Origin of the sequence: Massilia sp. Root335 (assembly GCF_001425685.1) — a bacterium.
GTDB classification, from domain to species: Bacteria; Pseudomonadota; Gammaproteobacteria; order Burkholderiales; family Burkholderiaceae_D; genus Telluria; species Telluria luteola.
This window is the reverse complement of sequence record NZ_LMCY01000070.1, coordinates 24818-41924: the sequence shown is the minus strand read 5'-3', so window position 1 is coordinate 41924 and position 17107 is coordinate 24818. Positions and strand designations below refer to the sequence as shown.

Sequence of the window (17107 nt, the reverse complement as noted above, 5' to 3'; positions counted from 1 at the left end):
ACCCCACCACCACGATGCAAACTGAAAAAAACCCGGCCCCGACGTCGCGCTACACGATCCTCGACCGCGAAACGCCGCGCCTGAAAACCTTCCTCGGGCGCTGGGAAAGCCTGCTGGCGATGCTGTTCATTGCCGTCTTCGTGGCCAACAGCATCGCGCTGCCGAACTTCCTCGACCTGTACAACCTGCTGGACGGCACGCAGAACTTCAGCGAAAAGGCGTTGATCGCGCTGCCGATGGCGCTGTTGATCATCTGCCGCGAGATCGACATCTCCGTCGCGGGCACGCTCGCGCTGTCGTCGGTCGCGATGGGTCTCGCGAAAGGCGCCGGCTTTCCGCCGGAAAGCCTGGCACTCGTCGCGCTGGCCACGGGCACCGCATGCGGCTTCCTGAACGGCGTGCTCGTCACGCGCTTCGCGCTGCCGTCGATCGTCGTCACCATCGGCACCGTGTCGCTGTTCCGCGGCCTGGCCAGCGTCGTCCTCGGCGACAAGGCGTTCACCGGCTATCCGCAACTGATGGCCGACTGGGGCCAGGGCTACTTCTTCGGCATCGTGCCGCGCGAATTCGTCGTGCTGCTCGTGTGCGCCGCGCTGTTCGCCGTGCTGCTGCACACGACGAGCTGGGGCCGCCGCATCTACGCCATCGGCAACAATCCGGAAGCGGCGCGCTTTTCCGGCATCGCCGTCGACCGCTACCGCCTCGCCCTGTTCATGCTGACGGGCGCGATGGCCGGCCTGGCAGCGTTCCTGCTGACGGGCCGCATCGGCAGCACGCGCCCGAACATCGCCACCGGCTGGGAACTGGAAGTGATCACGATGGTGATCCTCGGCGGCGTGTCCATCGCCGGCGGCGCCGGCACGATCGCGGGCGTCATGCTCGCGGTGCTCACGATGGGCACCGTCACGTACGGGCTGTCGCTCGCCAACATCCCCGGTATCTACATGACCATCGTCGTCGGCGTGCTGCTGCTGGTGACGATCGCGCTGCCGAAGCTGCTGCGCATGCGGCGCGCGCGATGAGCACCATGAACGACGCCCTGCTCGTCCTCGACATCGGCAAGACGAACGCCAAGCTGGCGCTGATCGACGCGTACGGCACCGTCCTCGCCGAACGGCGCCGGCCGAACGCCGTGCTGACGGACGGACCGTACGCCCGCCACGACACGGACGGCTTGTGGGACTGGCTGCTGGCCACGTGCCGCGACTTCGCCACCCAGGCGCACGTATCGGCCATCGTGCCGGTCACGCACGGCGCGACGGCCGCGCTGGTCGACGGCGACGGCCTCGTGCTCCCCGTGCTCGACTACGAGGCGGAGCTGCCGGGCCTGGACTACGCGGCGCTCCGTCCGCCGTATGACGAGACATTGTCGCCAGGCCTGCCCGCGGGCCTGAACCTGGGCCGCCAGCTCGCCTGGCTGCAGGCCCGCTTCCCGGCCGAATTCGGGCGCGCGCGCCACATCCTCATGTATCCGCAGTACTGGGCCTGGCGGCTGTCCGGCGCGGCCGCGTCGGAAGCGACGTCGCTCGGCTGCCACACGGACCTGTGGAATCCGTGCCGGCAAACGTATTCGAGCCTCGTCGAGCGCATGGGCTGGACCGCGTTGATGCCGCCGCTGGCGCCGGCGCATGCGGCGCTGGGCCGGCTCCGTCCCGAGATCGCCGCCGCCACCGGGCTGCCGGCCGACTGCGAGGTCCTGTGCGGCATCCACGACAGCAACGCGTCGCTGCTGCGCTACCTCGGCAACGACGAGGGCACCGTGCTGTCGACCGGCACGTGGATGATCGCCGCCGCATTCGGCGCACCGCTTGCCGGCTTGCGCGAACAGGCCGACATGCTGGCCAACACGAACGCGCTGGGCCGGCCGGTCGCCTGCATGCGCTTCATGGGCGGACGCGAATTCGGCGAACTGGCCGGCGCGGCGCCGGTGCCGTGCGGCTTCGACGACATCGAACGCCTCGTCGCGCAGGGCACGCTGGCGCTGCCCTGCTTCGCGGCGACGGGCGGCCCGTTCGCCGGCCGCGCGGGCAGCATCGACGGTCCGCCGCCGGTCGACGCGCGCGAACGCTATGCGCTGGCCACGCTGTACTGCGTGCTGATGACGGATTACTGTCTCGAGGCGCTTGCTGCCACCGGCCCGCTCGCGGTCGAAGGCAGTTTCACGGCGAACCCGTGGTTCGGCCCCCTGCTCGCGGCGTTGCGGCCGCAACAGCCTGTGTCATATTCGGACGACGCGAGCGGCACGACATGCGGCGGCTGGATGCTGCGCTACCGCGACGCCACGCCGCCCGGCACCAGCACGGCGATCGCGGCGCGCGCCCCATCGGGGCTGGCCGCCTACCGGGCCCGCTGGCGCGCCGCTCTCGCCTAGCGCCGGTGGTAGACTGGCCGGATTTCACGCCACGAAAATCCACGATGAGCGTCGCCTCCGTCACCGCCTTCTTCGCCACCCACGCGCCCGACATTGCGATCGAGCGCTACGCCACCAGCACCGCGACCGTCGCCCTCGCCGCCGAGGCGCTGGGCGTGGCGCCGGGACAGATCGCCAAGACGCTGTCGCTGCGCCTGGACGACGAAGTGGTGCTGCTCGTCGCGCGCGGCGACGCCCGGCTGGACAACCGCAAATACAAGGAGCGCTTCGGCCAGAAGGCCCGCATGCTGGGCCTGAACGAGGTGGAGCACGAGACCGGCCATCCTGTCGGCGGCGTCTGCCCGTTCGGCCTGGCGCGGCCGCTGCGCGTGTTCTGCGACGTGTCGCTGCGCGCGTTCGACGTCGTGTTTCCCGCCGCCGGCGCGCCCGATGCCACGGTGCGCATGACGCCGGACCGGCTGGCCGTCCTCACGCAAGCGGAGTGGGTGGACGTGGCACAGGACGCGGCTGTCGTCACCTGAGCGCATCGTGGGCACGGGGTGCCCACCCTACGGCATACCGAGGTTATCTTGCTGATTTCGCGTCGTGGGCACGGGGTGCCCACCCTACGACATCCGACATTACCTTGCGAAATCGATCCACCGTGCCCGCCAACCGCACGCGTCCCGATGGCGGCTACTGCCGTTCACGTAGGGCGGGCACCCCGTGCCCGCGCGAACACGGGCGCCGCGCGAGCATCTACGACGGCGCAGCGATCGCGTCGCGCTCCAGCCGCGCAATGAGGTCCGCCAGCGGCATCGGCCGGCAATACAGATAACCCTGCATGCACGGCCGGCCGTTCTCCGCCAGGAAGCGCGCCTGCGCCTCGGTCTCGATGCCTTCCGCGACGACGCGCAGGCCGAGGTGGTCGGCCATCGCGAGGATCGTCTGCACGATCGCCGTGCCGTTGGCGTCGTGCGGGGTGTCGCGCATGAAGCTCTTGTCGATCTTGAGTTCGTACAGCGGCATCTTTTTGAGATAGCCCAGGCTCGAATAGCCGGTGCCGAAATCGTCGATCGAGAAGCGGATGCCGAACGTCGCCAGTTCGCGCATCTTCGCCGTGATGACGTCGAAGTCCTCGACGAGCAGGCCCTCCGTCACCTCGAACACGAACGCGTGCGGCGCCACGCCCGATTCGGCGAATGCCGCCTGCACCTGCGCGACGAATTCGGGCTGGCGGAACTGGCGCGGGCTGACGTTGACGGACAGCTGCAGCGGATGCCCCGCCCGCTCCAGCGCGAGGCGCGCCTGGCACGCCTGGCGCAGCACCCACAGGCCGAGGGGAACGATGAGCCCCGTCGTTTCCGCCACGGGAATGAAGATGTCGGGCGGGACGAAGGTGCCGTCGCCGCGGCGCCAGCGCATCAGCATCTCGGCGCCGACCGGCCGGCCCGCCGAATCGACCTGCAGTTGCAGGTGCATGGACAGCTCGCCGTTGTCGAGCGCGGCGGACAGGTCGCGGCCCAGCGTGAGCTGGCGTTCGGCCGCCGCCAGCATGGGCGTCTCGAACACCGACACGCCGTTGCGGCCCGCCGCCTTGGCGTGGTACATGGCGAGGTCCGCGTCGCGCAGCAGGTCGGCGACGGACTGGCCGGGGCGCGTGGGCAACGCCACGCCGATGCTGGCGGTCGAATGGTAGCTCTGGTCGTCGATCGTGATGGCGTCGGCCAGCGCGGCGCGGATCTTGTCCGACACGGCCAGCGCGGCGTTCGTGGCGATGGCAGCATCCGTACCCAGGCCGTCGAGCAGCACGACGAATTCGTCGCCGCCCAGGCGCGCCACCGTGTCGCCCTTGCGCACCACGTTGGCGAGGTTCTTCGCGGTGTGCCTGAGCAGCGCGTCGCCCGTCGCGTGGCCGCGCGCGTCGTTCACGTGCTTGAAGTTGTCCAGGTCGATGTACAGCACGGCGCCGAGCCCGCGGCCGGCGTTCGCCGCCGCGACCAGCGCATCGAGCCGCTCCGTCATCAGCCGCCGGTTCGGCAGGCCCGTCAGCACGTCGTAGTAGGCGAGGCGGTGGATGGCGTCGGCCGAATGGCGGCGCTCCGTGATGTCGCGGCCCACGACGACCCAGTGGCTGATGCGCCCCGCGTCGTCGGTGAACGGCATCAATTCCATCTCGACCCAGTACGGATCGCCGGACTTGGTGTAGTTGACCATTTCCGCCGTCGCGGCCTGGCCGTTGCGCATCGACTCGACGATGCGTTCCACGACCGCCGGATCGGTGCCCGCGCCATGCAGCACGCGCATGCTGCGGCCGACGATGTCGGCGTCGGTGTAACCCGTGCGGCGCTGGAACGCTTCGTTGGAAAAGATGATGGGCTGGTCGCGGTCGGGCGTGTCGACGGCGCGCGCGATCAGCACCATGTCGTTCAGGCGCGCCAGCGCGGCCGACGTCAGGCGCAGTTCGGCGTTCAGCGCCTGCAGCGCGTCCTGGCCGGTCTCCAGCGACCTGGCGAAGCCGCGCACCTCGTCCAGTGAGCGCGACAGCCCCTTGAGCAGGGTGCCGCACGTGAGCGTCAGCAGCGCGCCCACGCAGGTGAAGTTGAGCGCCACGAGCAGCGCCGTCACGAGCGGGTCGTGGCCCATGTCCACCAGCGCCGAGTGGAAGTGGCCGATCCCGAGGACGAGGATCACCGCGCTGGCGACCAGCGCCGCCAGCGCCGGCGCGGTCCCGAGCAGGATCGCCGCCAGCACGGGCGGCGCCATCAGGTAGTTCTGGCTGACCGGCCCCACCTTGAGCATCAGGCAGATGGCCACCATGTAGATGATGGTGAGGAAGTTCAGGACGCGGAAGGTGTATGGCAGGCGCTCCAGGCGCCACAGCACGAACAGCCACGCCAGCGCGACGGCGTCCATCACGGCCACGGTCCAGACACCGTGGCGCAACACGACGATCACGCTGGGGATGGCGGCTACCGTGCCCAGGACGAGCACTATCGACAACAGCCGCGAGAAGATCCGCGCGCGCCATTGTGCGATATCGTCGAAGCCTTGCATCAAACTGTTCCTCGCGGCGCACCCGGAGGAGGATCCGGTCCGGCCAATGTTCTCGTAAGGAAACATTGTAAAGGCCGGGCCCCGGGCCTGTCACTTCTTTACTTCGAGGTGTTGCGCGAGTGTGACTGATAGTTCAATATCTCGCCGCTTCCCGCGTCGCCGGCCACGCCGCCGCGTGCCGCGCGCAAGACGACGAGCCGCACCGGTTCCAGCGCATTCGCCGGCTTGCCGTCCGTCGTCACGGCCAGGGCGATCGTATTCTCGCCGTGCGCGTCGAGGATGCCCGGCGGGATCACGAACACCCGTTGCGGCCCAACGTTGGCGATGAACTGCCCCATGTTCCAGCCGTTGACGAAGATGAGGGCGCGGTTGTCGCGGTCCGAACGCGGGCTGCTCGCGTCGCCGAACGCGAGACCCAGCTGGACGTCGTGCCCGCGCGGCAGGTCGAGCTTCACCTGCGTGCGCAGCCAGTACGTGCCGGGACCGGGCGGCGCATCGCCGACGTGCGCCTTGGTCCATCCCTGCGCCGGCGCGCCGGACAGGTGCCAGCCGGCCCGCTCGCCGTACAAGCCGCCGTCGTTCAGCGCACCGCGCATGCGGTCGGCGATGTCCTCGCCGCCGCGGTTGCCCTGGATGCGCCAGTGGATCGGCACCGCGAACCAGCGTCCGCCCTTCGCCGCCAGCGACGCCGCGATCAGGCCGCGCGCCTCGCGGTGCGCATCGTCCGCCATCAAGTCCCAGTTGTGCGAATCGTTGCGCACCATGACGGCGACGACGTGCGGTCCCGGCGCCAGCTTGCCGAGGTCGAAGCGCACACTGTCCGTCGTCTCCGGGAACGAGCGGCCGGTGTCCAGTTCGTGCTGGCCGAGGAAGCGGCCGTCGACCCAGGCCTGCAGCATGCCCGCGCCGCCGCCGCCATAAAACAGGTCGAGCCGGTTCGCGGCCGGATCGGCCGCGTCGAAGCGGCCCCGGTACCACACGTCGCCGTGGTGGAAGCCGTAGTCGCTCATCGCCAGCGTGGGCTGGCCGCGCTCCGGCTGGGTCCACGTCTGCGCCGCCGACGGACGGCCGTCCGCCTGCACCCAGTCGCGGTCGTCGAAGCCGGGCTGCGCCTCGGGGCTGTCCATGCGCCGCGTCCACGCCAGCTTGCCCAGGTCCGGCACGGTCACGCGCGCCGGCCCCGCCAGCGTGCCGGCGCGCAGGCTGCCGTCCGGCTGCGGCGTGAGCACGAGCGCCGCGCCGTTGAACGTGGCCGCCGCGATGCCCGGCCCCCAGATCTCGAGCGGGCTGGCGGCGTCCGTGTCGCCGGTCAGCCGCAGGACGCCATCGTCGATGCGCGCCGTGCGCACGAGCGCGGGCGTCAGTTCGAGCACGCGGCCCGCCGGGGTGTCCTGCGTCCAGAAACGCTGCGACGTCGCCTCGTCGGCGATCAGCAGCAGCAGCGGCGCGCGCCCGCCGCCCGTGATGCGCACGCGCGCCAGGCCCGTGTGCGCATACGCGAGCTTCAGGTCGCCGCGCGCCGCGTCGAACGTCGCACCGACACTGCCTTCCAGCACCTCGACCTTCGGCGCCGACGCGTAGCGCAGCACGGTTTCACCCTGTTCGCCGCCGCGGCCCTGCAGCAGCACGATGTCGCGCGCCCCGTCGCGCATCTGCGCCTGCAGCTCCGACGTGGAATACACGAGATGCTGGCGCTCCATGTCGTAGGCGGCCAGCAGCATCTTGGCATCCTGGCCATTCAGGCGCGACGCGATCGTGTAGCGGCCGTCGCGCGTCTCGAGGTCGAACGAGAACGCGTCGTCCGTCGCCAGGTCGGACGGGCCGTGCACGGCGAACAGCACGTGCGTGCCCAGCTCCGTGTCGACGTTGTGGTACAGCCGCACGCGCGCCGACGTGGTCCTGATCGCCGGCCCCTTGTCCATGTGCGCCAGCACGGCGCCGGCGGCCTGGACGAACATCCCCTGCTGCTTCAGCGCCAGCGCCTTGGGACGCAGCCCGCGGTCTTCCGCGATCGGCGCGCCGTAATCGTAGGACGTGTACACGATCGGCCCCGGCAGCCAGCCCCACGACGTGCCGCCGAACGCCATGTAGATGTTGTGGATCGTGATGCGGTTGATGAGGTTCGTGCCGTAGAACACGCGCTCGTAGCCCTTGCCCTGGCGTTCGGCCGTGCAGCCGTACGTGCCGTTCGAGCCCCAGTAATCGAACCAGCCGGCGCCCACTTCGGACGCGAAGCCCGGCGTGCCGGGCGAGGACAGCGCGCCGGCCTTCGGACCCGGCGCGGCGTAGATGCCCCAGTCGGGCGCCTTGTTCGGGCCCGCCGGATTCGCATGCACGTCGCAGCTGCCGCCCGGGTAGCCGTCGAACGCATACAGGTCGGTCGGCCCCGGATTCGCCCACGGCGCACTGGACTGCGCCGGCGTCCAGTCGGGCAGGCGGCCGGCCGCGTTGTGGAACAACGGGACCGTGATGCCGTCGGCGCGCGCCTTCGCGGCCAGGTGCGCCATCTGGCGCGCGTGCTTGGGCTCCACCTTGCCCAGCTCATTCTCGATCTGGTAGGCGATGACGGTGCCGCCGCCCGTCGTCACCTGGTGGCGCGCGACGATGGCGTCGATCTGCGTCATCCATTCGTCCACGGCCGCGAGATAGGCCGGATCGTCCGTGCGCGCTTCCGCGCGGTTGCGGAACATCCAGCCGGGGAAGCCGCCGCCGGACAGCTCCGCATTCACATACGGTCCCGTGCGCGCGATCACGTACATGCCCTCTTCTTCCGCGATCTCGAGCGCCAGCTCGACGTTGCGCACGCCGGAAAAATCGTACACACCGGGCGCCGGCGAGTGATACGCCCAGTCGAAATAGAACGACACGCCGTTGAAGCCGAGCGCCTTCATCTTCTGGATCACGTCGCGCCACTGCGCCGGATCGGGCAGGCGGAACGGGTGGATCTCGCCCGACCAGACGACGACACGCTTGCCGCCGATGGTCAAGGAGTACGGGTCCCAGCCGACGCGTTGCGGCGCGCGCGGCGGGCGCACGGCGGCCGCCACGTCGGCGGCCCGTTCGGCCAGCAGGTCCGGCGCGGCGACGCCCGCCGCGACACCGGCCAGGGCCCGCTTCGGCGTCCACGTCCGCAGCCCGTCATGGCTGTCGGCCTGCCACGCGTGGCCCGCCGCGTCGGCGCAGACGGCGCGCCAGCCGCCGTCGGGCAGGCGCACGAGGTCCGCGCCCGCGGCGGCCGGCCCGAACGCGCCGACGGCGCCCGCCACGGTCCACGGACCGGCCGGATCGCGCGCGCGCGCCAGCGCCAGCACGCCGTCGCCGCGGCCCCGCACGAGCGCCACGTAACCGTCGCCATCGCTGGCCACGGCTGCGTCCTCGTACGCTTCCTGCAGCCCGGCCAGCGGGCGCGGCGTTGACCAGTGCGCGAGGGCGGCATCCGCTTCCACCAGCCACGGCTGGAACGGCGCCGCGGCACCGCCCCGCGCCAGCGCCACGACGAGCGTCACGCCGCCGTCGCGCGTGCGCAGCCAGCGCGGCGCGCGCACCCGCCCCGGCAGCGGCACCGCGCGCACGAAGGTCCAGTGTTTGAGGTCGGACGAACGGGCCAGCCCGACCTCATTGCCGGCGCCGCCCGCGTATGCGGCCCAGTACGCGCCGTCGTGGCGGATCAGCGCCGGGTCACGGAGCATGCCGCGCGGCGGCGCATACGCTTCCGACGCCTGCGTGACGAACTGCGTGCCGTCGTCCGAGCGGAACACGCTCAAACGGTCCGGCAGGCCCGGCGCGACAGCGGCCATCAGCCATACGGTGGCGGCCGCATCGTGCACGCCGCTCGCCCGCGCAGCCGCGCCGGACGCCTGCGGATCACCGGGCTCCTGCGCCGCCGCGGTCCCGATGGCGGCCGCCAGCAGCGCAATGAGGAAACGGGCCGCGTTCATGCGCGCACCTCCGGGCGGTTGTCGAAGCCGACCACGTTCTCCGCCACCACGGGCGTGCCGCGCACCGTGCGCACCGCCACGTCGCGCAGCACGACGTCGCGCACCGGCAGTTCGGCCTCGCCCTTGATCATGCAGACGAATCCGGCGTCGTCGACCCGGATGCCCGCCACGTGCAAGCCTTCGATCGGCGTCAGGCGCCGCTCCAGTGTCGGCACCAGCGTCTTCCACTGGTACAGCACGTCCGTCTCCACCGCCAGCACGCCGCCCTTGATGCGCGTGGCGCTCACGTTCGTCATGTGGATGTTGCGCACGAACCCTCCGCGGCGTTCGTTGGTCTTCACGTACAGCAGGTTGTTGATGGTGCTGGCGACGGAGGAATCGGCATGGTCGAAGTGGCAGTCGTCGACGAACACGTTTTCCACGCCGCCCGACAGCTCGCTGCCGATCGCCATCAGTTGGTGGCCGTTCTTGATCCGGCAGCGGCGCATGACGATGTTGCGACTCGCGACGCCGATGCGCCAGGCGTCGCGGTCGCGCCCGGACTTCACGGACACGGCGTCGTCGCCCTGGTCGAACACGCATGCGTCGATCAACACGTTCTGGCTCATCTCGGGATCGACGCCGTCGTTGTTGTGGCCGTGGGCGGCGATGTCGACGCGCCGGATGACGACGTCGCGGCACAGGTAGGGATGCAGCACCCAGAACGGGCTGTCGACGATGTGGACGTCCTCGACGAGCACGTGGCGGCAGCGGTTGAACTGGATGAAGTGCGGGCGCAGGTTGGCCTGGCCCGTGGTCATGTCGCGCCGCTCGACCGGCACGCCGTCGCGGCACGCCATGTTGTACAGCGCCACCAGCGCGTCCATGTGCGCCTTCGGCCGCGCATACCACCGGCGCCACACGTCCAGCCGCGCGCGCAGCGTGCCGCGGCCCGTCACGGCCACGTTCTCGCAATCGTACGCATAGACGAGCGGCGAATAATTCATGCATTCCAGCCCTTCCCAGCTCGTGGGCACGGCCGGCAGGTAATCGCGCGGCTCGGCGGAAAACAGCAGGGTCGCGCCCTCCTCCACGTGCAGCGCGACGTGGCTCTTCAGGTGGATGGGGCCCGTCGGCCACGTCCCCGGCGGCACGACGACGACGCCCCCGCCGGCCGCGTGGGCTTGTGCGATGGCGCGCGCGATTGCGGCGCTCGTCTTCGCCTGGTCGTCCTGCGCGGCGCCGAATGCGGCGATGGCAAAGCGCGGACAAGCCGAGAAATCGGGCACGGCGATGACGGGCATCGCGAACGGTGCGGCCACGCGCACGTCGGTGCGCGCGAGTGCGCGCGGGACCTGCCCGAACGACTGGCAGCCTGCCAGCACGGGCACGGCAAGGCCGGCACGCAGCAGCGCGCGCCGTGAAATGGAACTGGACACCGGTTGCCTCCTTTGATTGTGCATCGCGCACGCGATGAGCGCAGACGCATGCGCGCCGCCCGTATTGTGCCGCCTGTGCGTGCGCTGTTGTCGATTCGCCATGCAAGCACTCAACAACGTGATTATTCATGCGAACGGTACGGAAGATGGATTCGCGCCGCGAAGCTTGGCGCTACCATGCCCCCGTCAATATGACCGAACGAGTCATGAGTCATTGATAACAACATGGAGACTACAACGATGAGTTTCACTGGACACCCTGGAACCTTGCACCCGCTGGCACGCCGCAGCCGCATCAGCATCGGCGTGCTGGCCATGCTCGCGTCGCTGCACGCGCACGGGCAGGAGGCCGCCCCCGCCGCGGCCGCGGCCACGGCCACGAACGGCACCGCCGCCGCCGCCACCGCCGCCGACGGCAAGGCGCCGGAAAGCGTCGTCGTCGTGACGGGCTTTCGCGCGAGCCTGAACAGCGCGCTGAACACGAAGAAGAACAGCGACGGCATCGTCGACGTCATCAAGGCCGAGGACATCGCCAAGTTCCCCGACGCGAACCTGGCGGAATCGCTGCAGCGCGTGCCCGGCGTCGCGCTGGCGCGCGGCGACGGCGGCGAAGGCAAGCAGATCACCGTGCGCGGCCTGAACGCGGGCTTCACCCGGGTGCGCATCAACGGCATCGAAGGCGTGGCCGCGACGGGCGCGTCCGACATCAACGGCAGCACCAACCGCGGCCGCGGCTTCGACTTTTCCGTGTTCGCATCGGAGCTGTTCAACAGCCTGGAAGTGCGCAAGACGTCCGAAGCGGACATCGAGGAAGGCTCGCTCGGCGCCACCGTCGACCTGCGCACGGCCCGCCCGTTCGACTTCAAGGGCCGCACGTTCAGCATCGGCGGCCAGGAGAGCCACAACTCCCTCTCGGGCAAGACGCAGCCGCGCGTGACGGCGCTGCTGTCGGACCGCTGGGACACGGGCTACGGCAAGGTCGGCGCGCTGCTGTCCGCCGCGTATTCGAAACGCCGCGCGACGGAGGAAGGCTACGAGGCCGTGGAGCTGCTCAGCGCCAGCAACGACGGCGGCTTCTGCTCGCCCGTCGGCGTGGCGCCGCAAAACCCGGCCGACAGCGCCGTCAAGGGCATCACGGCGACGACGTGCGGCACCGGCATGGCGCGCGCGACCGATCCGGCCGCGTACAACAACGTCATGGGCCGCAAGGACAATTACGGCGGCACGGTCGCCAACCCGGCCGCCGGCTCGGGCGCGTTCGCGCCGCGCATCCCGCGCTACCGCCGTTCGCAGACGGACTACCAGCGCACGGGCATCACGAACTCCTACCAGTGGCGCAATGCCGACAGCGAGCTGAATCTCGACCTGATGTACGGGAAGTTCGCCAACAAACGCTACGACAACTACATCGAGGCGATCTCGTTCGGCCGCAACCTCGGGTCGAACGGCAAGCCGCAGACCTCGATCCTCGATGCGAACTTCGATCAGAACGGCAGCTGGGACTACGGCAAGTTCAACGGCGTCGACGTGCGCACGGAAGGCCTGCTGGACGTCTACACGACCAAGTTCCGCCAGCACGTGCTGTCCGGCAGCCACCGGTTCAGCGACACCGTCAAGGCCGACTTCATGGCCGGTAACTCGAACTCGAACCTGAACGAGCCGATGCGCGCCACCGTGCAGTTCGACGCGCCGAACGTGGACGGCTTCTCGTGGGACTTCCGCAACAACCGCAACGTCCCGGCGCTGAACTTCGGCATCGACGTCGCCGATCCGGCCAACTTCCAGTTCGCCCCGCAGGACGCCGCCGGCAACGTGCGCGGCATGTTCGTGGGCCGCTACCTGGACACGACCAACAAGCTGCAGACCCAGGCCGTCAACCTGCACTGGGAACTCAACGACCACCTGACCAGCCACTTCGGCCTCTCGAGCCGCAAGAACATCTGGACCAACTACGAGATCGGCAACAGCGCCAATGCCGTGTCGCTGCCGGCCGGCGTCACCATGGCCGACATCTCGCGCCAGATCAGCGGCTTCGGATCGAGCCTCGGCGGCACCGGCGTGCCGTCGTCGTGGGCGGCCGTCGACCTGCCGAAGTTCCTCGGCGTCGTCAACACCGAGTGCCACTGCGACGCCGTGCCGGGTTCGCAGTACAACTACCTGGCGCAGACGAACCGCCGCGTGGAGGAAGACATCGACGCGCTGTACGGCATGGTCGACTTCAACTACGACTTCGCCAACATCACCTGGCGCGGCAACGTCGGCGTGCGCGGCGCCGACACCAAGGCCACGTCCACGGCGATGATCAACGTGCAGGGCCAGCTGCAGCCGAATACGGGCACGAAGAAATACCGCGACTGGCTGCCCGCCTTCAACCTGACGGCCCAGCTGCCGAAGGACGTGTTCCTGCGCTTCTCGGCCGGCAAGACGCTGTCGCGCCCCGAGTACACGGACCTGGCCCCGAACGCCACCGTGTCGCCGATCTCGCAGTCGGTCTCGATCGGCAATCCGAACCTCGACCCGATCCGCGCCAACACGTACGACCTGCAGGCCGAATGGTATTACGCGAAGAACGCGATGATCTCGCTCGGTCACTTCCGCAAGGACATCAAGAGCTTCATCCAGAGCGTCAACGAACGCGTGCCCTACAACACGCTCGGCCTGCCGAACGAACTGCTGATCCTCAACGGCTGCTCGCTGACGGGCGCGCCCATCTGCCAGACCTTGCCCACGACGGAAGTCAACGTGAGCCGCAAGGTCAACACGGCCGGCGGTCCGCTCAAGGGCTGGGAATTCAACCTGCAGGCGCCGTTCAGCTTCCTGCCCGGCTTCTGGAGCAATTTCGGCCTGCTCGCGAACGCGACGCGCGTGAAGTCGAAGATCACGTACATCACCCGCGTCGACAACCCGGCCACGCCGGCCAACGAGCAGCTGACCCAGGTGGCCGACTTCACGGGCCTGTCGCCGCGCACCCACAACCTCACCTTGTACTACGAGGACGCGAAGTTCAGCGCCCGCGTGTCGGCGGCGCACCGCTCCAGCTACATCTATGCCGTGCTGGGCGACGTCAACGGCGCCGACTACACGATGGTGGACGGCTCGACCAACATCGACATGAGCCTGTCGTACAACCTCACGCCGCAACTGCGCCTGTCGCTGGAGGGCCAGAACCTGACCGACACGCCGCTGCGCTACGGCCGCGACACCCAGCGCAACGACACGCTGCTGTACGTGCATTCGGGCCGCTCGTTCGTGCTGGGGCTGAACTACAAGTACTGACGGCCGTACCGCAGTGGACGGCGATCTGGTATGCTTGCCGATTCGACCACGATCCCGTCCTGCGACATGGCTTTCGCTACACGCGACCCACGCTTCATCGTCCCCGCCTGCTGGCTGCCCATCGCAGCCATGCGGCTGGCGGACGCCGGCCGGGACGGCGGTTCCTGAATCCACCCAGGAGGCACCATGTACACCCTGTCCCGCGTCACCCCGATCCTGCGCATCTTCGACGAAGCGAAGGCGCGCGAATTCTATATCGACTTCCTCGGCTTCAAGGTCGACTGGGAGCACCGCTTCGAGGGCGGCGACTTCCCCGTCTACATGCAGGTATCGCTGGGCGACTGCGTGCTGCACCTGTCCGAGCACTACGGCGACGGCAGCCCGGGCGCGTCGATCCGCATCGCCGTGCGCGACCTCGACGGCTACCAGGCCACGCTGCTCGCCAAGGAATTCAAGTACGCGCGCCCCGGCATCCAGACGATGCCGTGGGGGACGCGCGAGATGACGATCCGCGATCCGTCGTCCAACCGGCTGTCGTTCGAAGAACCGGTTGCCGCCGGCGCCTGAAGGCGCGCCGCATACCACTCGTCCATGATCCGGGGCGACCGGTACACTTTGCGCCGGACCGGCAATACAGTGCCGGTAACAATCCGCCGACTGTTCCTGTCGGCGCGGGGCGCCGCCGCGTAGACTCGTCGCATCTTCACATCGCGAGACCCCCATGGCACGCCACCCCTTCAAGACCGTCGACGTTTTCACCGCCATCCCGTTCCAGGGCAATCCGCTCGCCGTCGTCTTCGACGCCGACCGCCTCTCCACCGCGCAGATGCAGCGGATCGCCAACTGGACGAACCTGTCCGAAACGACGTTCGTCCTGCGGCCGACACAGGCCGGCGCCGACTACCGGGTGCGCATCTTCACGCCCGGCGCCGAGCTGCCGTTCGCGGGCCACCCCACGATCGGCACCGCGCACGCGCTGCTCGAAGCGGGCGCGATCGCCGCGCGCGACGGCCGCATCAATCAGGAGTGCGCGGCGGGCCTGGTCCGGCTCGACGTCCGGCACGCGGACGATGGCGCGCGCTGGCTGTCGTTCGAACTTCCCCCGCACACGATCACGCCGCTGGATGCCGCCGCCGCCGCCGAGGTGGCGCAGATCCTCGGCACGCCGCCTGTCGCCCCGCCGTGCCTCGTGGACGCGGGCGCGCGCTGGGTCGTCGCGCAGTTGCCCGATGCGCGCGCCGTGCTGGCGGCGGCCCCGGACCTGCAGCGCATGAAGGCGCGCGACAGCGTCAGAGGACACACGGGCGTGCTCGTCTTCGGCCCGCATCCGGACGGCAGCGCCGCGCGGATCGAGGTGCGCGCGTTCGCCCCCGCGCACGGGGTCGACGAGGACCCGGTCTGCGGCAGCGGCAACGGCGCCGTCGCCGCCTACCTGCGCCACACGGGCCAGCTCGAGGCGTTCGGACGCGACTTCCTGTCCAGCCAGGGCGCCGCCGTGGGCCGGGCCGGCATCCTGCGCCTGACCATCGGCGCGGATGCGGTCAAGGTCGGCGGCAATGCCGTCACCTGCGTGGACGGCCACCTGACCTTCTGATCGCGCTTGATCGGCACGCACGTTCAGGCTAGGCTGGCGGCTTCGATCACGACACCGGAAGGACGACATGGCAACGGAACGCAGCTTCATCGACTACGTCGCGGAAGTGGTGGGACTGGGCGCGCGGCTGACGCACAAGAAGATGTTCGGCGAGTACGCGCTGTACGTCGACGACAAGGTGGTCGCCTTCGCGTGCGACGGCAGCCTGTTCGTCAAGCCGTCGGAAGCCGCCGCGCGGCTCGCGCCCGACCTGCCGCAAGGGCCGCCCTATCCCGGCGCCAAGGACTATCCGGTCGCCGACGAATTGCTCGACGATCCGCAGGCGCTGCGCCAGCTGCTGCTCGAGACCGCGGCGATCATGCCCCCGCCCAAGCCGAAGAAGCCGGCCGCGCCACGTGCGAAACGGACGCCGGGCTGATTTTTAGTTATCGATATCATTGTTCGCGCAACGTGTGCTAGCATGGCGGCTTTCAACCCGACCACGACAACCGATGCGCGTTCCTGCCCGCCCCCTCGCCACCTTGCTGTCCGCTCTGATGTCCGCCTTTCTGGTCGCCGGCGCCGCCCACGCGGCGACGCCGGTGGCGGGCACGCCGATCGCTACACGATTCAACGCCGACCCGTCGCCCCACTGGTTCCCGGCCGCGAAAGGCTTTTATCTGTACGCGACGGACGACGCGTCGAACTCCGGCAAATACTGGGATTCCGTCACGTGGCGGCTGTACACGTCGCCGGACATGAAGACGTGGCGCGACGCCGGCGTGCCGCTGGCCGTCACCGTGTTCAAATGGGCGCGGCCGGACGCCAAGGCCTGGGCGCCGGAAGCCGCCTACCGCAACGGGAAGTACTATTTTTATGCGCCGGTCGGCGGCGACAAGATCGGCGTCGCCGTGTCGGACCGCCCGGACGGCGGCTTCGTGGATGCGCGCAAAACTCCCCTCGTCGACCGGGAACGCGACGTGAACGCGGGCGACGAGCCGATCGACCCGGCCGTCTTCATCGACAAGGACGGGCAAGCCTATATGTATTTCGGCACGCGCGTGCCGAAGGTCGTGAAGCTCAAGGCCGACATGATCTCGCTGGACGGTCCGATCCGGATCGTCACGATCAACGGCCTGTCCGCATCGGACACGAAGAAGAAGTACGGCGAGGCGCCGTTCATGCACGAGCATGACGGCACGTACTACTTCACGTTCTCGTCCGGCTGGCCGGGCCAGATCCTGTACGCGACGGCGAGCTCGCCGCTGGGCCCCTTCACGTACCGGGGCGTCGTGATCGACTACCTCAAGATCTCCACGAACCACCAGGCGATCCTCGAACACGGCGGCAAGAGCTGGATCTTCTACCACGACGCGCTGCTGCCGGGCGGCGGCAGCTTCCGCCGCTCGATCGCCATCGCGCCGCTGGAATACGGCGCGGACGGCGCGATCAAGCAAGTGCCGGTGACGCCCGGCCAGCCGAACGACTGACCGGG

Annotated in this window: 11 protein-coding genes; 8 read left to right on the top strand and 3 right to left on the bottom strand. The window is 69.4% G+C overall.

The genetic code is table 11. The features are described from left to right. Positions 1 to 14: 14 nt before the first annotated feature. Genes ASC93_RS29030 through ASC93_RS29020 form a run of 3 tightly spaced genes read left to right on the top strand, consistent with a single transcriptional unit; the run spans position 15 to position 2892 of the window. Positions 15 to 1022 (top strand): ABC transporter permease, encoded by a 1008-nt coding sequence (locus tag ASC93_RS29030; protein ID WP_056451218.1) that lies wholly within the window; start codon positions 15 to 17, stop codon positions 1020 to 1022. After that, on the top strand, positions 1019 to 2371 hold the full coding sequence (locus tag ASC93_RS29025) for an FGGY-family carbohydrate kinase (RefSeq protein WP_082548432.1): 1353 nt from the start codon (positions 1019 to 1021) through the stop codon (positions 2369 to 2371). The genes ASC93_RS29030 and ASC93_RS29025 overlap by 4 nt, the downstream gene beginning before the upstream one ends. Before the next feature lie 44 nt (positions 2372 to 2415). Further along, complete coding sequence (locus ASC93_RS29020; protein WP_056451070.1) at positions 2416 to 2892, top strand: YbaK/EbsC family protein; 477 nt, start codon at positions 2416 to 2418, stop codon at positions 2890 to 2892. A 217-nt stretch (positions 2893 to 3109) separates the two neighbouring features. Here ASC93_RS29020 and ASC93_RS29015 read toward each other — a convergent pair whose 3' ends face one another. From ASC93_RS29015 to ASC93_RS29005, 3 genes are all read right to left on the bottom strand, one after another. Then, positions 3110 to 5407 (bottom strand): bifunctional diguanylate cyclase/phosphodiesterase, encoded by a 2298-nt coding sequence (locus tag ASC93_RS29015; RefSeq protein ID WP_056451064.1) that lies wholly within the window; start codon positions 5405 to 5407, stop codon positions 3110 to 3112. A gap of 98 nt (positions 5408 to 5505) precedes the next feature. Then, positions 5506 to 9345: a beta-galactosidase gene (locus ASC93_RS29010; RefSeq protein ID WP_082548431.1), complete on the bottom strand. Its 3840-nt coding sequence runs from the start codon at positions 9343 to 9345 to the stop codon at positions 5506 to 5508. Continuing rightward, positions 9342 to 10763, bottom strand: a complete 1422-nt coding sequence (locus tag ASC93_RS29005; RefSeq protein WP_229412917.1) for a glycoside hydrolase family 28 protein — start codon at positions 10761 to 10763, stop codon at positions 9342 to 9344. Before ASC93_RS29005 ends, ASC93_RS29010 begins: the two co-directional genes overlap by 4 nt. A gap of 240 nt (positions 10764 to 11003) precedes the next feature. Here ASC93_RS29005 and ASC93_RS29000 point away from each other — a divergent pair, with 240 nt between their 5' ends. The 5 genes from ASC93_RS29000 (at position 11004) to ASC93_RS28980 (ending at position 17102) form a co-directional block, all read left to right on the top strand. Further along, positions 11004 to 14039, top strand: coding sequence for a TonB-dependent receptor (locus tag ASC93_RS29000; RefSeq protein ID WP_162251964.1), 3036 nt, complete (start codon positions 11004 to 11006; stop codon positions 14037 to 14039). A gap of 186 nt (positions 14040 to 14225) precedes the next feature. Continuing rightward, a complete protein-coding gene (locus ASC93_RS28995; RefSeq protein ID WP_056451057.1) occupies positions 14226 to 14606 on the top strand; it encodes a glyoxalase superfamily protein in 381 nt (126 codons plus the stop codon). A gap of 154 nt (positions 14607 to 14760) precedes the next feature. Next, positions 14761 to 15633 carry a PhzF family phenazine biosynthesis protein gene (locus ASC93_RS28990; protein WP_056451054.1) on the top strand — a complete coding sequence of 291 codons (873 nt, stop codon included), beginning with the start codon at positions 14761 to 14763 and terminating at the stop codon, positions 15631 to 15633. A gap of 67 nt (positions 15634 to 15700) precedes the next feature. Continuing rightward, complete coding sequence (locus tag ASC93_RS28985) at positions 15701 to 16051, top strand: TfoX/Sxy family protein (RefSeq protein ID WP_056451051.1); 351 nt, start codon at positions 15701 to 15703, stop codon at positions 16049 to 16051. Positions 16052 to 16124: 73 nt separating this feature from the next. Beyond that, the gene (locus tag ASC93_RS28980) at positions 16125 to 17102 is read left to right on the top strand and encodes a family 43 glycosylhydrolase (RefSeq protein ID WP_200958426.1); all 978 of its coding nucleotides are present in this window, start codon (positions 16125 to 16127) and stop codon (positions 17100 to 17102) included. The last annotated feature ends 5 nt before the right edge of the window (positions 17103 to 17107 follow it).